The 18,952-nt window shown below is 46.8% G+C and carries 19 protein-coding genes and 3 pseudogenes; 18 read left to right on the top strand and 4 right to left on the bottom strand.

Translation table 11 applies throughout. The features are described from left to right. Positions 1 to 287 precede the first annotated feature (287 nt). From Xind_RS14185 to Xind_RS14175, 3 genes and pseudogenes are all read right to left on the bottom strand, one after another. Complete coding sequence (locus Xind_RS14185; protein WP_187650306.1) at positions 288 to 722, bottom strand: acetyltransferase; 435 nt, start codon at positions 720 to 722, stop codon at positions 288 to 290. Between the two features lie 22 nt (positions 723 to 744). Further along, positions 745 to 1,929, bottom strand: a complete 1,185-nt coding sequence (locus Xind_RS14180) for an MFS transporter (protein WP_338114357.1) — start codon at positions 1,927 to 1,929, stop codon at positions 745 to 747. Between the two features lie 214 nt (positions 1,930 to 2,143). Then, a pseudogene (locus Xind_RS14175) lies at positions 2,144 to 2,365 on the bottom strand (SDR family oxidoreductase); the annotation flags it as partial. On the opposite strand from Xind_RS14175, the pseudogene Xind_RS24615 reads away from it, so the two are divergent. The 11 genes and pseudogenes from Xind_RS24615 to Xind_RS14125 form a co-directional block, all read left to right on the top strand. Then, positions 2,363 to 3,064 (top strand): annotated as a pseudogene (locus Xind_RS24615) (allophanate hydrolase-related protein); the annotation flags it as partial. The pseudogenes Xind_RS14175 and Xind_RS24615 overlap by 3 nt on opposite strands. Beyond that, positions 3,057 to 4,865: an ATP-binding protein gene (locus Xind_RS14165; RefSeq protein ID WP_420856075.1), complete on the top strand. Its 1,809-nt coding sequence runs from the start codon at positions 3,057 to 3,059 to the stop codon at positions 4,863 to 4,865. The pseudogene Xind_RS24615 and the gene Xind_RS14165, both read left to right, overlap by 8 nt. A 46-nt stretch (positions 4,866 to 4,911) precedes the next feature. Continuing rightward, a pseudogene (locus tag Xind_RS24610) lies at positions 4,912 to 5,124 on the top strand (acyl-CoA carboxylase biotin carboxyl carrier protein subunit); the annotation flags it as partial. Between the two features lie 107 nt (positions 5,125 to 5,231). Next, entirely contained in the window at positions 5,232 to 5,501 is a 270-nt protein-coding gene (locus tag Xind_RS14160) for an Ogr/Delta-like zinc finger protein (protein ID WP_047679891.1), read from the top strand. A gap of 444 nt (positions 5,502 to 5,945) precedes the next feature. Beyond that, positions 5,946 to 6,440 carry a phage tail protein gene (locus Xind_RS14155; protein ID WP_047679928.1) on the top strand — a complete coding sequence of 165 codons (495 nt, stop codon included), beginning with the start codon at positions 5,946 to 5,948 and terminating at the stop codon, positions 6,438 to 6,440. 78 nt (positions 6,441 to 6,518) lie between these two features. After that, positions 6,519 to 7,634, top strand: a complete 1,116-nt coding sequence (locus Xind_RS14150) for a DUF2586 domain-containing protein (RefSeq protein ID WP_187650310.1) — start codon at positions 6,519 to 6,521, stop codon at positions 7,632 to 7,634. Further along, complete coding sequence (locus Xind_RS14145) at positions 7,635 to 8,090, top strand: DUF2597 family protein (RefSeq protein ID WP_047679895.1); 456 nt, start codon at positions 7,635 to 7,637, stop codon at positions 8,088 to 8,090. A 133-nt stretch (positions 8,091 to 8,223) separates the two neighbouring features. Then, positions 8,224 to 8,493, top strand: coding sequence for a putative phage tail assembly chaperone (locus Xind_RS14140; protein ID WP_047679897.1), 270 nt, complete (start codon positions 8,224 to 8,226; stop codon positions 8,491 to 8,493). A gap of 50 nt (positions 8,494 to 8,543) precedes the next feature. After that, positions 8,544 to 8,684, top strand: coding sequence for a DUF6890 family protein (locus tag Xind_RS14135; protein ID WP_187650305.1), 141 nt, complete (start codon positions 8,544 to 8,546; stop codon positions 8,682 to 8,684). Then, entirely contained in the window at positions 8,681 to 10,927 is a 2,247-nt protein-coding gene (locus tag Xind_RS14130) for a phage tail tape measure protein (protein ID WP_187650304.1), read from the top strand. The genes Xind_RS14135 and Xind_RS14130 overlap by 4 nt, the downstream gene beginning before the upstream one ends. Continuing rightward, positions 10,920 to 11,255, top strand: coding sequence for a DUF2590 family protein (locus tag Xind_RS14125; protein ID WP_047679902.1), 336 nt, complete (start codon positions 10,920 to 10,922; stop codon positions 11,253 to 11,255). Before Xind_RS14130 ends, Xind_RS14125 begins: the two co-directional genes overlap by 8 nt. A 12-nt stretch (positions 11,256 to 11,267) precedes the next feature. Here Xind_RS14125 and Xind_RS21730 read toward each other — a convergent pair whose 3' ends face one another. Next, entirely contained in the window at positions 11,268 to 11,468 is a 201-nt protein-coding gene (locus tag Xind_RS21730; protein WP_246432555.1) for a hypothetical protein, read from the bottom strand. Between Xind_RS21730 and Xind_RS14120 the strand changes: the two genes are divergently transcribed. From Xind_RS14120 to Xind_RS14090, 7 genes are read left to right on the top strand one after another with little or no spacing between them, the layout of a single operon-like run. Further along, complete coding sequence (locus Xind_RS14120; protein WP_246432554.1) at positions 11,467 to 12,429, top strand: baseplate J/gp47 family protein; 963 nt, start codon at positions 11,467 to 11,469, stop codon at positions 12,427 to 12,429. The two genes, Xind_RS21730 and Xind_RS14120, sit on opposite strands and share 2 nt — an antisense overlap. Then, the gene (locus Xind_RS14115; protein WP_187650302.1) at positions 12,422 to 13,078 is read left to right on the top strand and encodes a phage tail protein; all 657 of its coding nucleotides are present in this window, start codon (positions 12,422 to 12,424) and stop codon (positions 13,076 to 13,078) included. Before Xind_RS14120 ends, Xind_RS14115 begins: the two co-directional genes overlap by 8 nt. 9 nt (positions 13,079 to 13,087) lie before the next feature. Further along, positions 13,088 to 15,166, top strand: coding sequence for a phage tail-collar fiber domain-containing protein (locus Xind_RS21725; RefSeq protein WP_187650301.1), 2,079 nt, complete (start codon positions 13,088 to 13,090; stop codon positions 15,164 to 15,166). Beyond that, on the top strand, positions 15,166 to 15,819 hold the full coding sequence (locus Xind_RS22785) for a tail fiber assembly protein (RefSeq protein WP_276511095.1): 654 nt from the start codon (positions 15,166 to 15,168) through the stop codon (positions 15,817 to 15,819). Before Xind_RS21725 ends, Xind_RS22785 begins: the two co-directional genes overlap by 1 nt. Next, positions 15,738 to 16,544: a hypothetical protein gene (locus Xind_RS14100; RefSeq protein WP_338114356.1), complete on the top strand. Its 807-nt coding sequence runs from the start codon at positions 15,738 to 15,740 to the stop codon at positions 16,542 to 16,544. The genes Xind_RS22785 and Xind_RS14100 overlap by 82 nt, the downstream gene beginning before the upstream one ends. Further along, the gene (locus Xind_RS14095; RefSeq protein WP_187650300.1) at positions 16,516 to 17,055 is read left to right on the top strand and encodes a baseplate complex protein; all 540 of its coding nucleotides are present in this window, start codon (positions 16,516 to 16,518) and stop codon (positions 17,053 to 17,055) included. The genes Xind_RS14100 and Xind_RS14095 overlap by 29 nt, the downstream gene beginning before the upstream one ends. Beyond that, positions 17,052 to 18,689 (top strand): hypothetical protein, encoded by a 1,638-nt coding sequence (locus tag Xind_RS14090; protein WP_187650299.1) that lies wholly within the window; start codon positions 17,052 to 17,054, stop codon positions 18,687 to 18,689. The genes Xind_RS14095 and Xind_RS14090 overlap by 4 nt, the downstream gene beginning before the upstream one ends. The last annotated feature ends 263 nt before the right edge of the window (positions 18,690 to 18,952 follow it).

Raw genomic sequence — 18,952 nt, 5'->3', positions numbered from 1 at the left:
ACTCTTAGTGTGCGTTGAAGAATTTATGACCGCCTTTTCATCAGGGCAACAGCCGGGAGTGAGAAAAATGAGTGTATCGTTATTATGAAAGCTTATTTATTGATAATCAAATCTATGTTGATAAGTGATTATCTATGAAATATTAAATATCATTCCAGGAGATATCCCCTTTGTCTTTCACATTGCCTCTCACCAGCGCCCAGCCTTTGGCTGGGCGAATTCGTTCCCGACGAATTCCTCATTCCCTTGCCGCCGCGATGCAACTTGAAATCCATTGGGTATAGATGTTAAGCAAGCTTCATATGTAGTAACGGAAATGGATTTCCTTGCCCATCAATCTCTGAGCGGGAAAAAGTTTTAAACCCCATATGCTGGTAGAAGTCAACACCCTGTTGGTTTTGCTCGTTCACATCCAGCTCTTCAATCTGCAATTCATTGATTGCAAATGTTAACAACATCTTGCCAATCCCTTTACCGCGTGTTTGTGGTGACACAAATAGCATTTCAACTCGATTTTGATCGATACCAACAAAACCCACAGTGACATGTTGTTCATTCACTGCCTTATATACGACCAGATTGGGTAAGTAATTGTTCTGGATTAATGGACGTAATTCGTCGATCATACCCTGAGGCAGAAAATTATGAGTCGCCCGGACAGAGGCTTCCCAGATCTGGATAAGTGTCGCGAAATCATCTTCGGTGGCTTTCTGTATCTGCATTAATTACCTCTACATTAATAAGTTAACTTGCCAATACACGATCTTTGCGGCAAAGACCTGCCAGCAGCATATAAACCGCAGTGGTCAGTAAGACAAGGAAGAAGAAGTTCATTAACCCATTGTTTTGCATAGTCCCGCTGTGCTGAATCGCATTGTGTTGAAACATAAAACTGCCTGCTCCTAATGGGCCGATAGCAGAGCCGATGCTATAACTTAACAACATAACTTGTGTCGCTGCGACAATATAGGATGAATCAAGTTTGTCACAAGCAAGCGTGATAGCAATTGGGTAGAGGGCAAAAGAAGACATTCCTAAAAGGGCCAGTGCCACAATCATGATCAGGTAACTTTCAGAAAGATAAGTTATGCCTATGGCAAACACGCCGAGCAGTGAAGCCATTGCTAATAACAGTATCTTACTTATTATAATAGACAGTTTGCTGATAATCGGTTGAATTACCATCCCACCCAGAATAATCGCAGCCATTAATACCCCAACCTGTTCAGTATTGAACTTACTTTGGCTTAATGATAGCGGCATCAGACCGTAGATAGTGCCCATCACAACTCCTGATGTCATACAGCCGACAATTGCAGGCTTACTGAACCGGGTGATTTTTTTTAGCGATAAGCGTTGGTGATTCAGTATCGGTGGCTGTCCATGACGTACAAATAACGGGGGCAGAGTGGCAATCAGTAACAGAGCCAGAATAGCGGCGAAAGGTATTATTCCCTGCGTACCAATAAAACCGATGCCCAGTTGACCGAGTGTTGTCCCCCCATAGAGTGATGTCATATAAAGACCCAGACGCCTGGCGCGCTCTTTGGGGCTATCGCCAATCAATAACCAAGATTCAACCACCACAAAAATACCGGCAACGGCAATTCCCGCTATACAACGAACAAGCAACCAGATCTCTTTATTGGGAAAAAAAGGTAATACCACAACCGTTACAGCTAAAAGCAATAAAAAACTGACAAATGAAAAACGATGTCCTATTTTGGCAATAACAGGCTCAATCATTATTGATCCTATTAATAAACCTATGTAATAAGCACTGGCTAACCAACTAGCATAGCCAGTATCGATGCTGAAACCTGCCATCGATAATGGAATTAAGCTCATCAAGTAACCAGAAGCAATCGCAAATACAGTCAAGCCCGCGACAGGTACAAATGCACTGTCATTTTTGCGCAGCAGTTTCACTACTGTCGTCTCCACATAAAAAAATCAGCCAGATATGCGCTGCTTCTCATCAAGATCTTGCTGAATAGCAATAACGATATATGCCAAGGACTGGTATATATCTTGGTGATTTAAGCAGTAGATAAGTTGCTCAAGAATCTTGAGTTGTGCGGACTATAGACCTTTCTATCAGATAGATACAATGAGAAAAACTAATACTGATGAATGAAAAGATTTATGAATTTAGCAAATAGCTGGCAAGACCAGCAACTTCATGGGTTTGCCCCATACGTTTCATCGGGATCATATGCATCGCTTCTTTTAAAACAGGCTCTTCAATTTGAACCATATCTGTGTCAATCAGCCCCGGCGCGATGCAATTCACGGTGATTTTTCGTTTTGCCAGTTCGATTGCGAGCGCTTTTGTTGCTCCTATAATCCTTGCCTTGGCAGCACTATTGAAGAAATTAAGCAGGAGCCGATTCGCTATAACTCAGAATTTGGCACTTATACCAATTTTACCAATCTGGCCGATCTCGCCGCACTCGCTTTACCTGCACCTTTCCGGTCTGATGGGCTGCCAGCAGGTATTACCTTACTTGCGCCTGCCTGGCATGATCGTGCACTTGCATCCTTCGGGCTCCGTTGGCAACAGCACCTTACATTGCCTCCAGGGGCATTATCTCTTGGTGCATCGTCTCTTGAAACAACAGGAAAAACATGTACTGGAGCCGGAACAGAATTATTGCCGTCGGAACAACATATTCGTGTAGCGGTGGTTGGTGCTCATCTTCGGGGCATGTCACTGAATTACCAACTCATTGATCGTAAGGCCGTATTTGTTGAAACCACTCAAACAGCCGGTTGTTATCGGCTTTATGCGCTCGCCAATACTCATCCCGCCAAACCCGGATTAGTGCGTAGTGTTGAAGGTGCTGCGATAAGTATTGAGCTTTGGGATATCCCACTGGCCTATTTTGGTGCATTTGTTGCCGAAGTTCCTCCTCCACTTGGCATCGGTTCACTGGAATTAGCGGATGGACGATGGGTAAAAGGTTTTATCTGTGAACCGATAGCATTGAATGGTGCAACTGATATTACTGAATTTGGTGGCTGGCGTAATTGGATCATCAGTCAGGAGGCGACAGATGTTTAAGACCGTATTGATTGCTAACCGTGGTGAAATTGCCTGCCGTGCGATCCGCACTCTGAAACGCCTCGGTATTGTTAGTGTAGCTGTGTATTCAGATGCAGATAAAAATTCACAACATGTTAAAGCAGCAGATATGGCATTGCCGCTGCATGGGGAAAAAGCCGGTGAGAGTTACTTGTGCATCGATAAAATTATTGATGTGGCGCAACAGAGTGGTGCAGAAGCTATCTGGCTGGGGTATGGGTTTCTGTCTGAAAGTATGTTGTTTGCAGAAGCGTGTGAAAAAGCAGGTATCGTCTTTGTTGGCCCGACATCACAGCAAATTGCCGAATTTGGTCTGAAACACCGGGCTCGTGAATTGGCCGCAGAAGCGGGTGTACCGATGACACCGGGAACGGGGTTGCTTAACTCACTGGATGAGGCACTTAGTGCGGTTGAGGTTATCGGATATCCCGTCATGCTGAAAAGTACTGCGGGTGGCATTGGCCTGAGCTGCTGTCATGATGTCAATGAACTGCGTCAGGCATGGGAAAGTGTACGTCATCTTGGGGAACAGTTTTTCAGTGATGCTGGCGTATTTCTGGAACGATGTATCAGGCAGGCTCGTCATATTGAAGTACAGATATTTGGTGATGGTAAGGGCAATGTCGTGGCACTGGGAGAGCGTGATTGTTCTTTACAGCGTCGCAATCAAAAGGTTGTGGAGGAAGCTCCTGCTCCTAACCTGTCAGAACAAACCCGAACTGCGTTATTGGCTTCCGCAGTACAATTGGGCAAGTTAGTGAATTATCGCAGTGTAGGTACGGTGGAGTACATTTACGATGTTGAACAGGGTGAATTCTATTTCCTTGAAGTCAATACCCGTCTGCAAGTTGAACATCCTGTAACTGAGTGTGTCACCGGACTCGATTTAGTGGAATGCATGTTACGGGTTGCTGCTGATCTGCCAATCGATTGGCAGTATTTAAACCGTGCCCCAGTCGGTACTGCCATTGAAGTTCGCCTGTATGCAGAAAATCCGCTGAAGAATTTTCAGCCCAGTCCGGGCGTACTGACAGAAGTTAAATTTCCCGATGATGTACATATTGAAGAGGTACGTATTGATAGCGGCGTGAGTACGGGCAGTGAAATTTCTGCACTCTATACTGATTCTACGCCAGCCGTTGTTTATCGTCAGGCGGGTGACAGCTATATTTTGATTGAATATGGCGAGAATGTTCTGGATCTGGCATTACGTCTGCGAATCCACTTACTGATGGATAAACTACATGACTTAGCAGAGGCGGGGATCAAAGAAATTGCTCCTGGTGTACGCTCCCTGCAAATCCGTTATGACAATCGGCAAATTGATCAGCAGAGACTTGTGGCTTTATTACTGTCTTTAGAGGAGCAACTTGGTGATGTCAGTACGATGAAAGTACCATCACGCGTTATACATTTGCCGATGGCATTTGAGGACAGCGCAACACTTGGTGCTGTCAGTCGTTATCAGGATACTGTGCGCACCCGTGCGCCTTGGTTACCTAATAATGTTGATTTTATTCAGCGCATTAATGGATTGCCGGATCGAGAAGCAGTACGCCATATTATATTCAATGCCAGTTACCTGATCCTCGGTCTGGGAGATGTATATCTAGGGGCACCGTGTGCGGTTCCTATCGACCCCAGACATCGCTTGTTAAGTTCGAAATACAATCCGGCACGAACCTTTACCGCAGAAGGAACCGTGGGTATTGGGGGTATGTACATGTGTATATATGGCATGGATTCCCCAGGAGGAGGAAAGCGCGGTTTTAAACATTGAGGAACAATCTCAACGGCCTGATATCAATGAAAGTGGAGTACAAATCAGTGCGGATATGAATGGAAATATCTGGAAGATATTAGTCAAACCCGGTGATGAAGTGACAAAAAGGCAGCCGTTGATCATTGTAGAGGCTATGAAGATGAAACTGGTTATTTATGCACCACAATCTGGGCGAATCAAGCGTATCAGTTGCCAGCCGGGTAACACCGTGAACCCCGGTGATGCGTTGCTGTGGCTGGAACCAGAAAGCATCTGATGTATCAGTGATATCACATATCCCTATTAAATAAGAACACACACGTTTAGGGTAAAATACGCAACAACTTGAAGTCACTGAAAATAAATTCTTTGGAAATAAATAAGATGCGCGTATTAAAGATTATTTGCCCTGAATGTGGTGCCAAGGCTGCCATCAGTAAAACCAATCGAAAGCACCCTGAAATTGCCGATCTTTACTGTATGTGTTCTGACATTGAGTGTGGTTATCGATTCGTCATGAATCTGATTTTTTCGCATACCTTAAGCCCCAGTGCTAAAACTGGCGATAAGTTATTGCAGACCGTGATCAACAACCTTAATCCACAACAACGCCAAGCAGCATTAGATTTGTTGAAAGTCAACTCTGTTGCTTGATATAAAGTCATATTTTATCGAACTCATACCCTTGGGGTGAATTCAGTCACCCCTATCACTTCCATCAACTAGCCGCAATTTCTTCATATTTACATCTCAATACTTACCTCTCATCTCTATTTTGTTTGGTTATTTAATCATCAACAACTGCTTTGTCGGATAATGACGTTATGGAGAATCAGGTCATCAAGAAAGAAGCACCTTAAATTGCAGATGATTTCGCTTTGAATCGGCTATTGAGTTATATCCGAATTTATCAGAACTAAACCCTTCGCAGCATTTTAATAGATCCGCAATAATACATTTGATTCAAACGGAAGGGGTTATGTGTAAGAACGCATCGGCGAAGGATTGCCACCCGCTTATGAGCTAAGGCGGCTTTTTACCCGTAGTTTTTTTACCCGTAAAAATGAAAGGATTGAAACTGAAAGCGAGATGGATGAAATGAATAAGTTACAGCAATTAACAACATTTTTACGGGAAAACCTACCAGAACTCACGTGTAAAATGGAATTTACCAGTGAAATGGGAGAAATCCGCTTTATTCCGGCTCAACGGGATTTAGGGTTGGGACAATACCAGATGTTTATCCAAAAGTATAAGGCAGTGATTAAGTGGGGGAGTTTTCCATACAGAGAATACGATCCTCGATATATCTCACTGTTAATCAACGCCTGGCTGACAGAGCAAAATGATGAATTGAGGGATCGCAATCAGGGACAGGAATGCCCAACGATGACTGTCAAAGTGAATGAAGAAACGGCCGTTGTTGTCGTGTCATTATCACTGTCAGAACCTGTGATTATGCGTGAGGATAAAAACGGTATTGTCCCCTTTGATGGCAAGCGTTGGCTGCTGGCAACCCCTGAAATCTGGTTTGCTGAAAACGGTGTTATTCATATTGTGGACGAATCAGGAACACCTGTTGGACAAATCTGACGACGATTAATGGGCAGATTTAAGGAATGCAAAACACATCTGCAACCTTGAACAAATAAAACATAAATAAAGGAATAAATTATGTGGCCACATGTGCAGGTTAACCAAGTTAACCAACTGCAAGGCGAAACCAAGGAAATAGAGCGCGTATTGCTCTTTGTTGGGACGGGAAAAACCAACACAGGCAAAACGATCTCTGTAAATACTCAGACGGATTTTGATTCTGTATTGGGAACAACAAATACCACTCTGAAACGTAACGTACTGGCGGCGATGGCAAACGCAGGACAAAACTGGTCTGGGTATGTCCATGTTTTGCCGGAATCGGCAGATGAACTGGCCTTTGTTGAAGTGGTAACAGCAGCACAACGTGTTGCCAGTGTAGAAGGATATGTGCTGACAGTTGGTGCAACTAAAGCCATTATCAAGGCTGCACAGACTTTGCGGGCAAATACCATTGCTAAATTTGGACGTTGGCAATGGGCTATTTTGGCTGTTGAAGGCCCACAGCCGAAAGAAACCTGGTCGGATTATGTTACTCGTCTGGCTGATCTGCAAAAAGGAGAAGCAGTTTCATCGATCCAATTAGTGCCGTCTCTATGGGGCAATGAAGCCGGTGTACTGGCTGGCCGTTTGTGCAATCGTGCTGTCACTGTGGCTGACAGCCCGGCACGAGTTCAGACAGGGCCATTGATGGATCTGGGATCAACAGATTTTCCGCTTGATGGTGCAGGGAAGCCGATTGATTTAGCAACACTACAAGCATTGGAAAAATTACGTTTCAGTGTGCCAATGTGGTATCCCGATTACGATGGTATGTATTGGTCAGATGGTCGCACATTGGATGTGGAAGGCGGAGATTACCAGAGCATCGAAAATCTGCGTGTTGTGGATAAGGTCGCTCGCCGTATTCGTTTGCAGGCCATCGCTAAAATTGCTGATCGCAGTCTAAACAGTACACCGGGCAGCATCGCAACGCATCAGGCATATTTCGCCCGTACTTTACGTGAAATGTCCCGTAGTACGGAAATTAATGGTGTGACATTTCCGGGTGAAGTGAAATCACCTCAGGATGGTGACATTGTTATCACATGGCGTAATAAAAACACGGTAGAAATTTATATCACTATTCGCACTTACGAATGCCCGAAAGGGATCACGGCGAGTTTGTTGCTGGATTTGGGAGGGAATTAAATGAGCCAGCGTATTTCCGGTCAGTCGGTCGATTTTAATATGGATGGGGATCTGGTTCATGCGGAAAAGGTCAGTTTGTCCGTTACTGACAATACAGCCGCTGCCCAAACACAGGGCATACCGGATGGTTATATCTCCGGTGATGTAACAGCAGAAGGTGAAATTGAACTCAGTACTAAGTATTTGGATATCGTGACAGCGAAAGCGCGTGCTGCGGGTTCATGGCGCGGTATTCAGCCTGTTGATCTGATGTGGTATGCCAAAGCAGGAAATGAGGAAATGAAAGTCGAAGCTTACGGTTGCAAACTGATCGTGAGTGATATTCTGGATGTTGACCCTAAAGGTGGTAGCGTGATGACACATAAAATTAAATTTGTTGTCACTTCACCTGATTTTGTGCGTATTAATGGTATCCCCTATCTCGAAGCAGAATTAACCCGTAATCTGATCGGGTAAACACAGATATTTATGGAAGAGGATGAGAAAACTTTTATTACATTCGTGTAATTAAGGATCTCATTGCATCAGGGACGATGCTTATCAAAATAATCGAATAAACTATCAATGGATAAAAGAAAGGAATTAAATCATGACCAAAGAAAATAAAATGATTACTTTAATGGTTAGCGGAAATGAAATTAAATTTGAACCCAATATTGTCGCTTACAATAACATGATTAATGACATGACAATGGATAATAAAATTGTGCCGATTGTGACTTATTTGCGACGTATTGTTCAGTCTGCTTCTAAACCTGCTCTTGATGAACTGTTACAAATTCCGGGTGCAGCAATGCAGTTGGTTGAAAAAATTAATTCCGAATATGCACCAAAACTGGAAATTGAAATAAAAAACTAAATGCACGGGTTAGGGCTATCGACAATAGCTTATTCGAGCAAGCCTTAACTTTGCGTCGTCATTATTTACCAAATGAAAATGATGATACGGAAAATTTAGCCCGTGCAATTTGGTTAGATAATCGACATTGGGAATATACGCGTATTGCAACTGCAAATGGAATTGCATTGGCATTAAAAGGTGAGCCATGAGTCAGCTCGATTTTATATTAAATCTAATCAATAGGGTTACAGAACCACTTGATCGTATAAAAAATGCAGTCTCTGGCGTTGCAGAGGAATCACAAAAGGCATTTGGCAAAATTTCGGCGGGTGGGAAAACAATCGCTGACTCCTTCTGGTCAACGCATAGCTTCCTTGAGCCAGCCATTCAAATGGATGATGCCCTGCAATCAGCCTCATTACAGGGAATTGATAGCAGCATTATGGCAAAAATCGCCAAAGATTCTGTCACCTTTAGCTCACAATATGGCAAATCAGCCATTGAGTTTGTGAAATCAGCGACGGAAATTAACAAGGCAGTACAAGGGCTGGAGCAAACGGAATTGCCCCAGATGACCAAAATTGCCAATACCACCGCCGTTGCTTTGAAAACCAGCTCAACAGATGCGGCAAATTATATGGGGAAAATGTTTGACCTGTTCTCCGACCATGCCGAGTCCGTAGGACATCTTCAGTTTGCTGAGGAGCTGTCAGGCAAGGCTATTTTTATGGCGCAGACATTCGGCACCAGTATGCCCGAAATGACACAGATGCTGGAAAATACCCGTAAAGCAGGAACAGATTTTGGTGTTGGGATAGATGAACAGTTGGCTGTATTGGGGCAGTTACAGAGCACGTTGGGAGGCGATGCCAGTCGCGCTTATGAGACATTTTTATCTGTCGCGACGGGTGGAGCGAAAAGTCTGGGACTGAGTTTTGTTAATGCTTCCGGCCAGATGCTTTCCATGCCGGAAATGCTGCAACAACTCCAGGCCAAATATGGTACAAGCATCGAAGGTAATCTGAAAGCTCAGGCTGAGATTGAAGCAGCATTTGGTGACTCTGCTGTGGTAGTCAAAGCGCTTTTCAACGATGTTAATGTGTTAAACAAGAACATGGCTGCATTAGGTGCAAATGATGGGATGGAACGTACCCGCGAAATGGCAGCACAGATGGCTGATCCGTGGGAACGGCTACAGGCAATCTGGCAAAACCTGCATATTCTGATTGGTTCAGCATTACTGCCGGTTATAAAACCCCTGGTTAACCGGCTCGCCGATACCAGCCAGGTATTGGTGCGCTGGATGAAATTGTTCCCCAATATCGCTCGTTGGGTTGGGTATATCACGCTTGTGATTATGAACTTTGCCGTTGTGGGGGCTGTCGCCAATATAGTGATGGGAATCAGTAAGTTTGTTTGGATGGGATTGATTGCCGTATGGAATACGGGAGCATTTATATTATCTTTGCTAACAGGAAAGTTCCGTGTGTTGGCAACAGTCAGTACAGTGTTGAGTACGGCATTAACTTGGCTGCGCTCCACACTAATTTTCACCAATATAGCAGCTTGGATGGCAGCGGCTGGACTTACTGCCGTAACATGGCCAGTATTAGCAATTATTGCTGTTATCGCTGGGTTGGTTATTGCAGTTATTAAGTTCTGGCAACCCATTAAGGCCTTTATTCAAGGTTTTATTCAGGGCTTTGGTGAAGCTAGTGGTGCACTTTTTCCAATTGTATCCCTATTTGGTGCAATTGGTTCTGTCATCAGTATTGTTTGGCAGTGTGTTAAGAGTCTGTTTGGCTGGTTTGCTGATTTGTTAGCGCCAATACAATACACCAGTGAAGAATTACAAGGTGCCACTGATGCGGGACGTTCTTTTGGTCATGCTGTGGCTGGAGCTATTGAAGTTATCATGGCTCCAATAAATTTGGTTATTCAGCTTATTAATGCTCTGGTTTGTCTATTTGAGTTGGCAGCAGAAAAAATATCTAATTTTTTTGAAGATTTTTCTCTGAGTAATATGTTCTTCGCTCTTGGCGATATATTAAGTTTTATTCCCGGTTTCGAAATTGGATCTATTGGAGCCAAAGTAATTGGAGAAATGATTAATGATCCAATGGAAAAAACAACGGCTTCTAATATAGCAGTAGGGAAAAATACTCAAAAGTTGATAACTCAGCCTAATAATATGTTGCAGAGCCAATCCCAAACTCTATCTCAGCAAATTATTCCTCAGACTGTGCAATCAGTTAATCCGTTGGAAAGTGAAGGCATATTAACAGGCGGAAAAAAATTGGGTATTAATAGAAATGGCCTGATGAGTGAAGTAGCGAATAATTCACAGACTATTAATGATAACAGCCGCCGCATTGAAAGTGTGACATTCAATGTTTCCAATGGCATGACGCCGGATCAATTTACGGAATGGGAACAAGTGGCCTATGGATGAGCCTAAATATATTGATTTATTAATTAATGAGCGTGATTTCACGCTCAATTCAGGGAATGAACCGCATTTTTGTAATAACCGGATTTCTATTGGGCAGGATTGTGTTCACGCGATTATTGAAAGTGGTCTGGCAACAAATTTAATTGCTGAACGCAGTCCGACATTACGGGCGGATATTCAGACTCAAATAGTGATTCTAATCGAAAATGATGAGCGGATTATTCCGGGCACCGTCAGCATCAATGAAGAATCACCGACCAAATTATGGATCACGGCAGAAACCTACGATTTTGGCCGTATTAATGTGAGTGTGGGAAATGGACACTAAACCAACCATTGATTATGAAAAGGTGTTGCGTGACAGCGGGATGCCGACCACAGAGGCCGATATCAGCAAAGCCTTTGCCAACGTGGTGGATGAGGCGGGGCTGATCACTAACACCTCGCGCATGTCCCCGTTCTGGCGGCTGATTAACACCCTTGTCACGCGCCCGGTGCTGTGGCTCAAAGAGGCATTAATCAACGTGACACTGAAAAACATGTACTTAGCCACGGCATCAGGTTCATGGCTGGATATGTTTGCCTGGGGCGTCAACCTGAAACGCAAGCCTGCTTCTGCCGCACAGGGCGTGATCCGTTTCTATAAGGCGGCGGGGGCTTCGGCGGTAACAGTGCCAGCAGGAACGGTGATCCAGACTGAGCGCATTAACGGCGAAATTTACCGGGTCAGCACCACGGAAAGTGTCGTGATAGCCGAAGGGGTCAGCAGTGCCTTGTTGCCTGTCGCGGCCGATGCCGCAGGCGGCGCCTTTAACCTTGCACCCGGTTATTTTCGTATCCTGCCTGTAGCCGTTTCCGGCATTGCACGGGTACAAAATGAAGAAGGCTGGCTGTTAACCCCCGGTGCGGATGCGGAATCCGATGATGATTTACGCGACCGCTGCCGCAACCAATATAACCTCGTCGGTAACTATCATACCGATGCGGTTTATCGGGGCATGATTGCGGCAGTGGCGGGCTTAAGCATTGATCGCATCTTCTTTCTGCATGACGCGCCTCGTGGGGCTGGTACAGCCAATGCCTATCTGTTGTTAGATTCCGGCGTAACCAGTCAGCCCTTTATTGAATCGGTCAACGATTACATCACCAATCAGGGCCATCACGGGCATGGCGATGATATGCAGTGCCTGCCGATGCCGGAAACCCAGCATGATTTAGCGGTCACGCTGTTTGTGGTCAGTCTGGCGAACTACAGTCAGGAGCAAATCGCTACCCTGAAACGGGATGTGGAAAACCTGATCCGCTGCGCATTCCGGGAAAACAGCCAGTATGCGGTGAAAAAAACGTGGCCCTACTCGCGCTTTTCCTTTTCCAACTTAGGGCGGGAAATCCACCGTGAATTCAGCGAGATTGAATCCCTGACCTTTTCACTGAGGGATATTCTCAGTGACTTAAGTGTGCCGAGGCTGAAAACGCTCTCAGTGGAGGTAAAGAATGTCTGAGTTTACGGAACGCCTTAAGCGACTGGCCCTGCCCTCATGGATGGATAAGGGCGAACCCGCCAAACTGCTCAATGCAGCACGGGTATTCTGGGCACAGGTTTACGGTTGGCTGACATGGCCACTGGCGCAACTGGACGCCGAAACCTGTACTGAGTCGCTGTTATCGGTACTGGCCTGTCAGCGGGATATCCAGCGTTTTAACGGCGAACCGCTGCCCCTGTTTCGCAAGCGGGTGAAGTACGCGTTTATCAACGCGAAAGATGCCGGCAGTATCGCCGGGTTTATTGCCATTTTTGAGCGGCTGGGTGTGGGTTATGTGGAACTACTGGAACGCCAGCCGGACATTGACTGGGATGTGATTATCCTGCGTCTCAGTGATAGCCAGATAGCGGCTAACCCCGATTTGCTGATGAATATCATCCGCCAGTATGGCCGCACCTGCCGCCGTTACCGTTTTGAAGTGATAGCCAAAAACCAACTGTTAATGCGAGTGGGTAGCGTGGGTACTGAATATTGCACTTATGCCGCTGCCATCCCGACCCAGCCATTATTATTGAAAGTGGGGCATATCGCAGGCGTTGCCGTCTGTGACAGTGCCCGCCTCAAGGAAAGTTCAGCACCGAATATCACCTACGGTGCGTCATTATAAGGAAATAGTATGTCTTCAGTGATCACGACAGACTTTGAAAAATGGAAGACCCAGCAAGTGGCCGCAGGCAATCCTGTGGTACTGGATGAATTTGTTTTCGCGTATGTACCGGATTTAGATCCCGCTCAACCCATCAGCCGTGATGAGAAATTGCCTGCTGCAAATCAAATTGTACACCGTCAGGCAGTCAATAAAACCGGACTGGCCAGTGAGAACGCGGTGGCTTACAGCGTCACATTAGGGACGGAGGTCGGCAACTTTGATTTTAACTGGATTGGTCTTATCAATGAGGCGTCCGGTGTGATTGGGATGATCACCCATGCCCCCACCCAGAAGAAAATCAGAACCGCCAATGGCTTGCAGGGCAATGTGTTAACCCGCTCGTTCCTGCTGGAGTTTGACGGCGCGGCAACAGAAACCGCGATCTCGACCACGGCGGAAACATGGCAGATTGATTTTACTGCGCGTTTGACGGGCATTGACGAAATGCAGCGTCTGATTAACACCGACAGTTACGGGGAAGCCGCGTTCTTCGGTGATAGCTTTGCGGTGGTGCGTCAGGGCGAACAGTACGTTGTGAAAAAAGGGCTGGCCTATGTCGGTGGGTTACGCGGGGTATTAGAATTTGACCAGACGTTAAACAGCTTGCGCAATACCCGTGTGTATGCGGATTTTAGTTATCAGGGTAATTTGGTGAGTCAATGGAAAACGGCCGTTAAAATTACAGTCGCTAATGAGCTGAAAAACTATATCGATGCAGCAGGGTATCCGCATTATGTGTTTGCCATTGCCTGCATTGATGGTCAGGGTAATGTGATTGATTTACGCAGAAAAGGTGCATTAAGTGACCAAAATTTAAAAGCCCTTGAAAATCAGTTACAACTTGATCTCAATAAAAAAATTGATCGAGCAAACATCACGGGGCGGCTGGGAAGCAGTAATGAGCTAGTCCCTAGTCAGAACCTACTAACGACAGAGTTAAGTAAAAAAATCAGCATTGAGCCGAGTGTGTTGAATGGCTCAGCATTGATATCTGAACAATTGATGAACGGCTTTGGTATTGCAATACGTGGCATTACACCACTTCCTGCTGACGCGCCTGCAGTTGACGGTGCGATAAAAATCGTGCAAATAGGCAATAATGCTTGGCCGACATTATTGGCTTTTAGTGCCTACGAAAATAAAATGTTCATCAGAACCAGAACGACGAGCAACGGTGCATGGAATGACTGGCTTGAGATAACAGACTACGTCACCAACGCCTCATTATCGTCCAGCCTCAGTGTGAAACTGGATAAGTCATCCGTTGTTCATGCACCGGGTTCATCGACAACACAAGTGATGAGTCAAAAAGCGGTCACGGATGCGTTGGCGGGTTACGCAACAAATGACAATGTCGGCAGTAAGTTGAGACTCAAAGTCAATATTGAACCGCTGGTGCTGGATGGCTCAAAACTGATATCTGAGCAATTAATGGGGGGGTTTGGTGTTGCGACACGAGGGATTTTGCCGATCCCGGCTGACGCGCCAGCGGTTGACGGCGCGATAAAAGTTGTGCAAATAGGCCATAACGCATGGCCTACGCTGCTTGCTTTCAGTGCCTACGAAAACAAAATGTTCATCAGAACCCGAAAGACACGCAACGGCGCATGGAATGACTGGCTTGAGATAACAGACTACGTCACCAACGCCTCATTATCGTCCAGCCTCAGTGTGAAACTGGATAAGTCATCCGTTGTTTATGCCACGGGGTCATCTGCAACACAGGTTATGAGTCAGCAAGCCGTCACTGACAGGCTGTTTGGCATCAATCAATCTTGGCGTGATGTGACAAATCAGCGTTCTTTCGGCACCACATACATAAACAAGACAGAAAAAGCGCTGGCTTTTGTTGTGACGGCAAACTCGTATGGAGATGGGTGTGCAGTAGGCGTGAGTGTCAATGGCATCGAAAACCAGGGGACATTTAACTACAACGGGAATGCTTTTTCTTCCTCTTCTCTCATGATAGTACCGCCTGGGTCATCCTATTCGGCGCATATCTCGTCTGGTTCAGGGCGTTTAATTACATGGTTGGAGTTAAGCTAATGAGCGGCTACATGAATTATTACAAAAATAAAAATAACGCAGTCTGGGGATACGACAATGAATCACTTTCAATAGTCGAAAGCATCACTGAATTGGAGCTACTCATTGCTGAGAAAGAACCGGCCTTTATTGATGCCGGGACACAATTACAACATGCCTTATCAGAACTGAACGAATTAACCGTTCAGTTAAAGAAATCGGCTGAAAACGGGTTATCAGAGGGTGAGATTGATAAACTGTATCAGCAAATTGATGCTGCCACAGTGAGACACGATGAGGCTTTCGCGGCATTCAATCATGCCCAGTCAGCCTATCAGCCATTGAAAGCGGAGTATGACGCTATTTCGCCAGTCTTTTTCGATATTCGTGAAAAATTAAAAAGCATGCAAAAAATGACTGCCAAAGAGGTCGAATTGCATATCAATCCGCCCGTTTCTCAGGAACAGCATATCGCTACGGCGGAATCTCAAAAGCGTCAATTGTTGTATCTGGTTAGAGAAAAAATTGATATCTGTCAGGATGCGGTTGATTTGAACATTGCTACTGAAGCAGAAAGGGAAGTCTTAACGGAATGGCGCAAATACCGCGTCATGCTCAATCGGGTAGACTGCTCCACCGCCCCCGATATCCATTGGCCGGAGCAACCCGAATAATGCACTGGCAGCGTAAACGAATGCAACTGTCCCCGGATTTATCGGGGATAACCGCCGCCATTGTGCCCGTTCACCCGTTTATCTATGGTATCGGGCAACAAACCGACAGCGGCAGTTACCTAAGCCCGGAGAACGCCATTGACACGCTGGCGAATAAACTCACGGGTGCGGGCCATATCAACAGCCTGATACTGATGGTCTGCGCCAAAACCCATGCTGAATTTATGCAGCAGCTTGCACAGTTTGCGGCGGTACTGCCGCTGCCTGTGCTGGCGCAGGTCAAACGGATGGCAAAAACGGCGGAAAGTCTGGCAACAACTAAAATGCAATTGCCGGGCAAGCTGGGCGGTGGTTTACCGCTGCCACAGCCCTTATCAACTGCTGCCAGCCGTCTGGCGGTCAATGCGCAATTGATCGCCAAAGCCAAAGCACAGGCCAGCGCAGGCAGCAGTATCGCGGGGTTAAAATCCCAGTTAACCGCGTTTACCTCCGCCCGGCAATCCGCTTTACAGCAAGTCACTGATGCCATGAGCGGGCTGGCGGGAAAATCTGCCACGGTCTGGGCGTTCGCCGGGAAAGGGAACGGCGCACATGTGGCAGAAAAATTACGTAAGAACATCCCCGAACCGGATGCCGTTTACACGCTGGCGATCCTGTTTGCCGGAGACGATATCAGCCCATTAGAAAGGATGCTCCATGAGCCAAATTATCACCCTCGCCCTTGATGGCGAGGCCATTCCGTTAAAAAGCCTGACGGTCACGCCGTCCGTGATGTTTCAGGATCAAGACCAGAGCGGCCAGTCTTCCAGTACCGCCGTGGCCGAACAGGGCATCAAGCCGAAAGAACTGCGTATCATGGGCATTATTCCTTTTACCGAACAGAAAACCCTGTCCCGCCTGTTTGCGCTGGCGGAAGCCAAAGACAGCGGTAACCTGAAACGCTACCGGGTGGCCAACCTGACCGCACAGGCCATTAACTTTCGTATCGGAACTTTTACGGGCACGATTGATGCCAGTAAGGTGGACGGCAAACAGGCATGGCAGGTGACGTTTACCTTGCGGGAGCATTTATCGGTGGCAGAAAAACGCGATGCCCGTGCAACTGGCTCTATTCAGGCTAAAAAACAAACCGGACAGGGTGGCACGAAAGCCGGGGAAGACCCGGAAAAGTTAAGCTGGTTTGAACGCAAGGTATTGAAACCGATTAACGACAGTATCGGAGGCGCAAGCGAATGAAGCCTATCCAGCGCCTCTACTTATCTGGTGATGAGGTTCATGTGGTCGATGCCAATCTCATGCTGGAATTGTCCGCCTGTGGCCGGGGCTTTATCACGGCAGAGACGACCACCGATTACACCGGGAAACTGGTGCGCCTGGATGTGGGCTATACGGATTTGGTGCTGCGCTGGTTTACGGGGTATGTGGAACGTTCACAGCCTGCCCAGAACGGTTACCAACGCCTGTTTGTGCGTGAACTGGTTGGCGTGTTTGATCGCCCGTGGCCGTGTTCGTTTCAGCACCCGACGTTACGCCAGATGGTAGCGTGGTTGCAGGAACACAGTGGCCTGACGTTCACGCTACCAGATGCCCCCTATACTGATAAACCCATCCCGCACTATACCCATAATGGCACGGGCTGCCAGTTATTGGGCAGTCTGGGCCCGCTTTTTGCCATTGAGGACTATATCTGGCACCAGTTGCCGGATGGTTCGGTGTATCTGGGCAGTTGGGGACATTCAATGTTTACGGGCAAGCCCGCTGAAATCCCGAATGAATTCAGCCAGAGTCAGTCGGCAGGCAATGCCATGACCATTCCCATGATCCAATCCCTGCGCCCCGGCTTTGTGGTCAATCAGCAGCGGCTGACCAAAGTCAATCTGATGAATGAAAACATGAGCATCACGTGGCAGCCGAAAGGCCAGACGGAGAATAAAACCCCTGTTCAGCGTCAGATTGATGCCGCTTACCCGGAATTATCAGCGGGCACACACCTGCCCAAATTCGCCCGCATTGAAGCACACACCGAAAACACCGTCAGCGGCGATATTTCTGACCCGTTCCGCCCGCGCTATGCGGTTGATGTGCAATTGCTGGATGATAACGGCAAAGACGCCGCTGCCCCGGTTTATCGTGCCGTACCGCTGCCTTTGCCCATGGCGGGCAGTGAATCGGGTATGTTTCAGTATCCACCTATTGGGACGGTGGTTGAAATTGCCTTTGAAGGCGGACGGCCCGATAAACCCTTTATCCGCCAGACCTTAAGTCAGGGCAACACCCTGCCGGATATCAAACCGGGCGAACAATTGCAGCAGCAGCGGGCGGAAGTGTCGCAGCGGGTCACGCAGGAGGGCAGTTGGGTGCGGCAGACTGACCAGACCATTAACGAATCGTCCATGCACCGCGAAATCAAAGCCGACACGGAAACCCGCACCGTGGTTGCTCGCGACACGACGATTCAGGCCACGGATAAAATCACGGTCTTGGGAACGTCCACGCTATTGGCAGGTGCTATTCAGCAAATTACAGAGGGTGACTACAGTGTGGCAACCTCAGCGAATTTCGTTGCCAGTGTCGGGAAAGAGGCCCATATCGATGTCGGCCAAAAGCTGATAGAGAAAATTGGCCTGCTTAAACAGAGCATTGCTGGAGTGAAACAGGAAATTGTCGCCCCCGTGGTCTGGGTGGGCAGCCAGCAAATCAATGTGATGACCCTGATGTTAGACACGCTGGACGTGGTGAAAGAACTGGCGGAGCTGACCGCCGTCCATATCCATCACAACACAGGCACCCCGGAGAACGCCAGCGCCATCAGGAACACAGCCTATAAATCGGACGGGCTGAAACAGAAGTATTCGCCTGTGATTGGGTGAGTATTAATATTACAAATGAGTGAGATTGCTAACTTAAGTGGTAAGAAGTAAGATTGAAGTCCTATTTCAGAAATGCACGAATCAATTCTAATGTGCAATTAACACGCTGAGAATGATGATGGCGGTGTCAATAAACTTTCATCCGTTGGCTCCTGGACACCCCTTATCAACCTAAAGACAACGCAATCAACCTCACCAATTGATTGCCTGTTTATCAAATAACCTCGCTCCGGCGGGGTTTTTGTTTGCCTGCCCGCCTTTAG

The sequence above is a fragment of the Xenorhabdus indica genome (genome assembly GCF_014467235.1).
Classification (GTDB): Bacteria; Pseudomonadota; Gammaproteobacteria; order Enterobacterales; family Enterobacteriaceae; genus Xenorhabdus; species Xenorhabdus indica.
This window is presented reverse-complemented; position numbering and strand designations above follow the sequence as displayed.

Bases quoted from the DNA above. Each gene is read 5' to 3' on its own strand.
- Xind_RS14155 (WP_047679928.1), top strand. From the start codon at position 5,946: ATGAATAAGTTACAGCAATTAACAACATTTTTACGGGAAAACCTACCA.
- Xind_RS14115 (WP_187650302.1), top strand. From the start codon at position 12,422: ATGTCTGAGTTTACGGAACGCCTTAAGCGACTGGCCCTGCCCTCATGG.
- Xind_RS14165 (WP_420856075.1), top strand. From the start codon at position 3,057: ATGTTTAAGACCGTATTGATTGCTAACCGTGGTGAAATTGCCTGCCGT.
- Xind_RS14090 (WP_187650299.1), top strand. From the start codon at position 17,052: ATGAAGCCTATCCAGCGCCTCTACTTATCTGGTGATGAGGTTCATGTG.
- Xind_RS21725 (WP_187650301.1), top strand. From the start codon at position 13,088: ATGTCTTCAGTGATCACGACAGACTTTGAAAAATGGAAGACCCAGCAA.
- Xind_RS14120 (WP_246432554.1), top strand. From the start codon at position 11,467: ATGTACTTAGCCACGGCATCAGGTTCATGGCTGGATATGTTTGCCTGG.
- Xind_RS14140 (WP_047679897.1), top strand. From the start codon at position 8,224: ATGACCAAAGAAAATAAAATGATTACTTTAATGGTTAGCGGAAATGAA.
- Xind_RS14145 (WP_047679895.1), top strand. From the start codon at position 7,635: ATGAGCCAGCGTATTTCCGGTCAGTCGGTCGATTTTAATATGGATGGG.
- Xind_RS14130 (WP_187650304.1), top strand. From the start codon at position 8,681: ATGAGTCAGCTCGATTTTATATTAAATCTAATCAATAGGGTTACAGAA.
- Xind_RS21730 (WP_246432555.1), bottom strand. From the start codon at position 11,468: ATGTTTTTCAGTGTCACGTTGATTAATGCCTCTTTGAGCCACAGCACC.
- Xind_RS14125 (WP_047679902.1), top strand. From the start codon at position 10,920: ATGGATGAGCCTAAATATATTGATTTATTAATTAATGAGCGTGATTTC.
- Xind_RS14095 (WP_187650300.1), top strand. From the start codon at position 16,516: ATGAGCCAAATTATCACCCTCGCCCTTGATGGCGAGGCCATTCCGTTA.
- Xind_RS14185 (WP_187650306.1), bottom strand. From the start codon at position 722: ATGCAGATACAGAAAGCCACCGAAGATGATTTCGCGACACTTATCCAG.
- Xind_RS14100 (WP_338114356.1), top strand. From the start codon at position 15,738: ATGGCGCAAATACCGCGTCATGCTCAATCGGGTAGACTGCTCCACCGC.
- Xind_RS14160 (WP_047679891.1), top strand. From the start codon at position 5,232: ATGCGCGTATTAAAGATTATTTGCCCTGAATGTGGTGCCAAGGCTGCC.
- Xind_RS22785 (WP_276511095.1), top strand. From the start codon at position 15,166: ATGAGCGGCTACATGAATTATTACAAAAATAAAAATAACGCAGTCTGG.